Genomic DNA, 6,656 nt, shown 5'->3' with positions numbered 1-6,656 from the left:
GTGTTGCAGCCGGTGGTGGCATATCCGGGTGTCGAGGGGCCGGTGGTGGAGTTCGGGCACCGCCGCACCCTGGCGGCGTTGAAGTGCGGGCTGCCGAACATCCCGGTGATGTTGGTGGAGGTGCCGGAGGGTGCGGACCGGGTGACCGATCAGCTGGTGGAGAACGACCAGCGTGCCGGTTTGTCGACCGCGGAGCGGGTGGCGGGCTGGGAGCAGCTGGCCGCGTTCGGTCTCTCGGCGTCGGCGATCGCCAAACGCACCGGAGCCAAGAAGACCGACGTCACGACGGGCTTGAAGGTGGCCGGGTCGGAGTTGGCCTCGCGGGCGGGGCAGCGCTGGGACTTCCTCACGCTCGAGCACACGGCGGCGATCGCGGAATTCGACTCTGACCCGGAGGCGGTCAAAGCGATCGTGGCAGCGGCGAAAACGGGCCGGTTCGAGCACACGGTGCAGCGGATGCGCGACGAACGCACCGACGCCGAGGCGTTCGCGCGGGCGCGGGCGGAGCTGGTCGAGGCCGGGGTGGAGGTGATCGACCGCGACCTGGTGACCTGGCCTGCAGCCCGGCTCGACGATCACGGCATCGACGCCGCCGAGCATGTGTCGTGCCCCGGGCACGCGGCTTACCTGGGGCACAACTTCGGCGTCGGGGAGCGTCGGCCGGTGGCGGTGTTCGTGTGCAGGGACGTGCTCGCCCACGGTCACGTGGATGCCACGCAGGCCCCGGTGGGGCAGGGCAGGAGGTTGTCGGAGGAGGACAAGGCGGCACGGCGGGTGGTGGCCGAGCGGAACAAGCAGTGGCGCTCGGCGACGGTCGTGCGCCGGGACTGGTTGCGGGCGTTCGCCGCCCGCAAGCGCGCCCCGGTGGGTGCGGAGCGGTTCGTCCTGACCTGCCTGGTGGCCGGGGATCATCCGTTGCGGCAGGCGATGGAGGCGGGGTGGCCGCTGCTGCGCGAGCTGCTCGGGCTCACGTCCGGGGAGTCGGATCGGTTCCGGCACGGTGCGCAGGTCGGGGTGTTGCTGGAGATGGTGGCGGCGGCGTCGCCGAAGCGGGCGCTGCTGTTGTGCGCGGCGGCGGTGTTGTGTGCGTGGGAGGACCGCACCGGCCCGCACACCTGGCGGAACCAGGGTGCGGACACGGCTCGGTATCTGGGGCAGATGGCGGAGTGGGGTTACGAGCTGTCGGAGATCGAGTCCTACGCCGTCACCGGTGAGCCATCGGCTGCTGCACCCGAGGTGTCGTCGGGGGAGTGAGGGGTCGGGTTCCGTCGTGCAGTACCTCGCGCACAGCTTGTGCAGAGCTTGTGCTGCACGGTGCTGCACGACGTCGCCGCTGATCACGTCACCTGCATAGCGAAGCATCGACACCGTCGAGTGGGAAGGGAACGATCATGAGTCGCGTCGGTGAGGCTGGCCGGCGTCTGCAGGCAGCGGCTGAACGTGCTGTCGGTGCGGGGTTCTTCGTGTTCCCGGTGCGGCCGGGGGCGAAGACCCCCGCCGTCCCGGGCTGGGAGCAGTCGGCGACGCGTGACCTGGGGCCGGTCGGGCGGTGGTGGCGGAGGGCGCCGTTCAACGTCGGGCTGGCGGTGGGCCGCAGTCGGATCGTGGTGATCGACCTCGACCGCCCCAAGCCGGAGAGCGCGTCACCGGTGGCGTCCACCGGCTCGGACACGTTGCGGAGGCTCGCCGACCAGGCCGGGCAGGTGGTCCCTGTGACGGCTTCGGTCCGGACCCCGTCGGGCGGGGCCCATCTGTACTTCCGGATGCCCGAGGGTGTGGAGTTGCGCAACAGCCAGGGACTCCTGGGGCCACTGATCGACACGCGCGGGTGCGGCGGCTACGTGCTCGCGGCCGGGTCGGCGTTGCCGACGGGTCGCTACGTCGACGAGGGTGGGAAGATCGCGCTCCTGCCCGGGTGGCTCGCCTCGTTGCTGCTCCCACCGCGACCGACAGCGCCTGAGGTGGAGCTGGGTTTGAGCTCTTCGCGGGCGACCGCGTATGTGAACGCGATCGTGGCGGGCGAGACCGCCGCCGTCGTGAACGCAGCGGTCGGCACCCGACACACGACCCGGCTGCGCGCCGCCCGGGCGCTCGGGCGCCTCGTCGCCGGCGGCGAGCTCGACCTCGCGCGGGCGCGGTGGGCACTGCTCGAGGCCGCCCAGACCCACCTGGACCTGGACACCACGGCGCGGGAGATCGAACGCGACGTCGACGACGGACTCGCCTACGGCGCGCGGATGCCGCGACGGGTCAGCCGGTCGTCGGGGATTCCCGGCGACATCGGCCACGGAAGAGCGGCGAACAACTGAGGGATGGTTATCTCCGGGTGAAACGGGAGGAGACCACAGTGGCGGATGAGAATTCTGGGACGGTAGCCGCATCGTCGGCGTCGGTGTTGTCGATCCAGGGGGAGCAGCAAGAGGACCGGCAGGGGTATGTGCGGGCGTCGGACGAGGACGTCGACCTGTATGTCGACGGGGTCTCTGATGAGGTGATCATGTGCCGGGAGCGGGGTCGGCATCTGTTCCCGACGATTCAGCAGGCCGGGATCCGGTTCGCCGAGGTCGACGGTGACGGCCTATTCATCCGCCGACTGGTGTGCACCTGTTGTGATCTGGCGGTGCGGGTGGAGAAGTGGGAGGGCGCCCGTCGGGGTGGGCGGACCCGGTTCGCCCGGGTCGCCTCGAGTTTGGAGTATCGGACCGGGGCGAAGGGCGAGGTGTATCTCGCGCCTGCGGGTCGTGGGCACATGACCCCGCGCCAGATCGGGGACTCGGTCGCGTCGAAGGCCCTGGCTGGGCAGAGCCTCGCCGAGCTGCGCAAGACGCTCAAGGCCGAGGCCAAGAAGGCCGCCAAGGCCAAGAAGACCTGACCCGGCGCCGGCCGGGCGGTGGTCAGGTCGTGCGCAGCACGATCGCCCGATGCCGGATCCCGTCCGAGTCCAGCCACGACGCGGTCACGGTTCTGTGTGGTTCGGTGCCGGTGTGGGGGAGGAGGTGGCGGACCACCTCGATCCCGGCTACGTCGGTGGCGTCGGGTGTGGGGTTCGCTGGACGGTGCGGTCCGCGGTGTCGGACTCCGACTGTGCCTGGGGGATCGCCTCGCCGCGCAGCAGCGCCGCGGCCTGGGTGTGAAAGACGGGGTCGGTGGTGGCGTCGCAGGTGTAGCGGGTGCCGAGGACGCCGTGTTCCGTGGTGCCGATGAGCGTGCCCTCGGCCGGGGTGGCCCGGTAGGTGAGGGGGCCAGGTAGGCCTGCTCGTCCGGTCCTGTGCTGTCGGTGACGATCATCAGTTCGATGCCGACTTCGCCGGCGGGGTCGTCGAGGCGGAACCCGCCGGCCTTCGCCAGCGTCGGGATGTTGGTCACCGATAATGTCCTCGCCGGGCGTCGAGCAGCTTCGCGATCGTGGTGTAGGCCGCCGCCTCGGCCACGATCGACTTGTCCACCACCACGTCCCGGTCGTACCTGCCTCGGCCACCCATACCGCGCCACCGATCCGCTCGTCTTCGTCTGATGGCGCGCGGTTCCCGCCGTACTTCCCCTACGACGAGCCACCGCGCGGGTAGGACCTTACCTCACGGTGCGAACATATGTTCGATGTCGGGGTCGGCTCATTGGGGAGGGTGCGCGAAGATGCGGCGGCGCTTGTGGCGCCTTCCGGGGCCGGTTCGCCGTCGCCGAGCCGGTGGCGGCCCCGGGTGGTGAGGACTGTGGACTCTGCGGCCCGGTCCGGGACTCATCGGTCGATACCCTGCCTGCCCGTCCCGACGCGGGTGAGATCACCCGAAGGTCCGGGGGTCGGGCAGTGGTGGGTGGTGATCTCACACCGGACGAGCGAGCGCGGTGCCCCGACCCGTCCCGGCCCGGGGTGCGGGCGAGTCCAGCCTCACCGCTCGGTGGGCCGCCCCCAGGGGCTGGCCGTGGTTCATCCGAGCCCGAGGCCACAACGCGGCTGGGAGGTCGCGCAGGCGGAGTACTCCCGGCGCGGTGACGGGCCGGTTGCCGCACAGAAGTCTCGGCCTATGGCTCTCTCGGGCAGGCCGCCCTTCTTTCGCTGCAGCTCAGCGAGCACGTCGGCCGATCGCGGCCGCTGCCGGGCAAGCGACACCGACCAGAAGCCCGACAGCAGCCCAACGCCAGGTGAGGACTGCGCCGGCGTCGCCGATCACAGCCGATACGACCACCCAGGCCGCGGTGGCGCCGACCAGTCCCGCCCCCACCCACACCAGCACCTCAGACCACCATGCGCCAGGCGCTGCGACGCGGAGCACGAGCAGCGACGCCAAGAGCGCGACCGCGCCGAGGGCGGCCACCACCGCCGGTTGGACGAGATGGGGCAGGGGAACGGCGTACTCGAACGACTGGATTGCCGCGAGCAGCATGAGGATCGCTCCGACGGTGCCGGTGAGGCCGAGGTTGAAGCGCTCCTGGCGATGTTGTAGCCGCTCCCGGTCTTTCTGCACCCGGCGCTGGAGAATCTGGTCAGCTAACCCCGCCACCTGGTCGGCCCGGTCCTTCGCGGCGTCAAGGTAGGTCTCGTCGTCGGCGAGCTGCTGAGAGAACCACGCGCCCAGCGCGCGGTCGTCGGCGAAGGGGCCCAACGTCGTCTCGCCGCCGAGAGCGGACAGGTTCGCCGTGGCGATCTCCACCGTGCGGCGCATCTCGCGCAGACCGGCCGCGGTGCGGGCTAGTCCGACCTTCCCCGCCTGCAACGACACGATCTCCACCGACGCGCTCAGCAGCGCATCGACCTCGGGATCTCCCCGAGTCGCAGGGTCCAGCAATCCCAGCAGTCGGTCGACGCGCGCGTCGGCGGCGTTGCGCGCCGCCATCGTCCGGCTCCGCGTCGTTCCCCACAGCCGCAGCTGGTGACGCAGCCGCGCCGCGTTGAGCAGGTACCGGCCCAGTGCGGGCAGCGCACGGTCGCCGACGACCCAGGTCCAGCTGCTCAACAGGTCGTCCGCGTCGGCATCGGCCACGACGACTAGCCGCCGGAGGGCTCGCTCGTCGGATCGCTCGGACGCCTCCCACACCGCGAAGCCGGGATCGGCGGTCACGCCGGCGCGCCACCACTCACCGGCCGCCAGGAGTGACGCGGGCAGCCGGTCGCGAATCGCCTCGGACAGCTGCGCTGGGTCGGGTGGTCCGGAGCCGGTCAACCGGGCCAGAAACACTTGCGCGCAGCCGATGAGCCCGGTCGGTGCGGTGAGCCCGTTGAGGATGGACTCCCACTCGCGCTCTAGCCGGGTCCAGGTGGCGCCCACAGGCTCGCGCATGACGCTGAGGCAGTAGGTGTCGTGCTCGTGGCGCAGCAGCGCCGCCTGCACGTGGGGTGTCCGTGAGCCGTCGGCCGTCGGGCGCTTCCGCCCGGCCAGCAGACCCGTGCCGGTACGGAGTCCGAGGTCCGCCGGAAGATCGGCGACCCGCTCTGTCAGCGCCCACCGATCGACGCAGCGCTGCCAGACCGCGTGCAGGTAGGCGAGGTCTGCCTCGTTCTCCGGCCTGTCCGCGGCTACGAAGAGGTGGACGACGAGGGCCTCAGCCTGCAGCGGAGGTGTCATCGGGGCTGGGGTCGGAATTTTTCCCGTCGAGGGTGTGGACGAGCCGGGCAAGGCGCTCCCGGGTTGGCGGGCTCGCCAGCTCCCGAGGAGGGTCGTCCGGGTCGGCCGCCCGGCCCGGTCCGGACAGCGCCAGCTCGCGTGCGTTCCTCCGGAACGCAACATCGTCGCGTTGCGCGAGTGCTTCCGCCAGCGCCTGCACAGCCCGGTCGACCTGCACCCAGCGGCGGGCCGGCAGACGCCACCCGAGGGCCTCACGTGCGAGGTCGAGGGCCTCGGCCCGCTCGTCAGCGTCCACGGCTCACCGGAACCTCGGGTCCCAAACGGTCACGCTGAACTGGAAGGCTTGCTCGGTGGTCCCTTCGACCGTCACGACCGCGAACCGGTCCTCGGTGGTGCGAACACAGAACTGCTTGCCGGGGGTGAGGCCGCCACGCTCAACGCTGCCGGTGGCGTAGGCCGTCGCCTGTGTGCAGGCCGCGTAGTCGGCGGGCCCGCTCATGACGGCGTAGTCGTCGTTGAACGTCACGTACCTACTGCCGCTGTCGAAGTAGACGTCGCCGCAACAGCCGTTGCTCGCCAGCCAGTTCGGGCTGGTCAGGTCATCGAGGTCGACGCGGTAGCCCGGGGTCAGTGTGATCGACTGGCCGTTCGTGGCCCGGCGCACCTGCCCCCCGCTCGCCAGAGCTTGGCCGGTCGGGGTGGCCGCGGCACTCGTCGTTGGACGTGTGGTCGTGGTCGGGGCCGGTTGAGCTGTCGGTGTGACCGGGCCCGGGGCGGGGGTTGGCTCGGCCCCGCGCCCCGCGACGAAGGCGATGGTGCCAACCAACACCACCACGACCAGGGCGGCCACGATGACGAGCCTGCGCTTCGACCCGCCGCCCGGCCCGCTCGGGAGCTTCGGGTGCGGAGCGGGGAGGTCGGTGAACAGGGCGGCGATCTCCCCTGCGGTCGTCGCGGTGGCGGCCGCCGCCGAGCGGTCGGCGTACTCGTTGACGAGGAGGCGTTGGGCGTTGAGGTGGTCCTGCAAGGCACGTTGGGCCGCAGCCCGCTCGGCCTCACCGATGCGCGTCGTCGAGTCCTGCCGGGGCATGCCAA

The 6,656-nt window shown here is 71.3% G+C and carries 7 protein-coding genes and 1 pseudogene; 4 read left to right on the top strand and 4 right to left on the bottom strand.

All coding sequences use genetic code 11. The features are described from left to right. The 4 genes from BLS43_RS22060 to BLS43_RS30165 all read left to right on the top strand — a co-directional run. Positions 1 to 1,254 (top strand): ParB/RepB/Spo0J family partition protein (locus BLS43_RS22060; protein WP_218129938.1); only part of this gene is annotated, 1,254 nt, incomplete at its 5' end. A 137-nt stretch (positions 1,255 to 1,391) separates the two neighbouring features. Continuing rightward, positions 1,392 to 2,309 carry a bifunctional DNA primase/polymerase gene (locus tag BLS43_RS22055; RefSeq protein WP_093088326.1) on the top strand — a complete coding sequence of 306 codons (918 nt, stop codon included), beginning with the start codon at positions 1,392 to 1,394 and terminating at the stop codon, positions 2,307 to 2,309. 83 nt (positions 2,310 to 2,392) lie between these two features. Continuing rightward, positions 2,393 to 2,872 carry a hypothetical protein gene (locus BLS43_RS22050; protein WP_093088323.1) on the top strand — a complete coding sequence of 160 codons (480 nt, stop codon included), beginning with the start codon at positions 2,393 to 2,395 and terminating at the stop codon, positions 2,870 to 2,872. A gap of 112 nt (positions 2,873 to 2,984) precedes the next feature. Beyond that, positions 2,985 to 3,134 (top strand): hypothetical protein, encoded by a 150-nt coding sequence (locus BLS43_RS30165; RefSeq protein WP_176921474.1) that lies wholly within the window; start codon positions 2,985 to 2,987, stop codon positions 3,132 to 3,134. A gap of 20 nt (positions 3,135 to 3,154) precedes the next feature. Here the strand turns inward: BLS43_RS30165 and BLS43_RS32115 are convergent. The 4 genes and pseudogenes from BLS43_RS32115 to BLS43_RS22035 all read right to left on the bottom strand — a co-directional run. Beyond that, positions 3,155 to 3,370 (bottom strand): annotated as a pseudogene (locus BLS43_RS32115) (hypothetical protein); the annotation flags it as partial. A 691-nt stretch (positions 3,371 to 4,061) separates the two neighbouring features. Next, positions 4,062 to 5,561, bottom strand: a complete 1,500-nt coding sequence (locus tag BLS43_RS22045; RefSeq protein WP_093088320.1) for a CATRA conflict system CASPASE/TPR repeat-associated protein — start codon at positions 5,559 to 5,561, stop codon at positions 4,062 to 4,064. Further along, on the bottom strand, positions 5,539 to 5,856 hold the full coding sequence (locus BLS43_RS22040; RefSeq protein ID WP_093088317.1) for a CATRA system-associated protein: 318 nt from the start codon (positions 5,854 to 5,856) through the stop codon (positions 5,539 to 5,541). Before BLS43_RS22040 ends, BLS43_RS22045 begins: the two co-directional genes overlap by 23 nt. Before the next feature lie 3 nt (positions 5,857 to 5,859). Beyond that, the gene (locus tag BLS43_RS22035; RefSeq protein ID WP_093088314.1) at positions 5,860 to 6,651 is read right to left on the bottom strand and encodes a DUF1707 domain-containing protein; all 792 of its coding nucleotides are present in this window, start codon (positions 6,649 to 6,651) and stop codon (positions 5,860 to 5,862) included. Positions 6,652 to 6,656: the final 5 nt, after the last annotated feature.

Source organism: Pseudonocardia oroxyli (assembly GCF_900102195.1).
GTDB classification, from domain to species: Bacteria; Actinomycetota; Actinomycetes; order Mycobacteriales; family Pseudonocardiaceae; genus Pseudonocardia; species Pseudonocardia oroxyli.
Note: the sequence above shows the minus strand (reverse complement) of the source record. Positions and strands in the feature narration are given on the sequence as shown.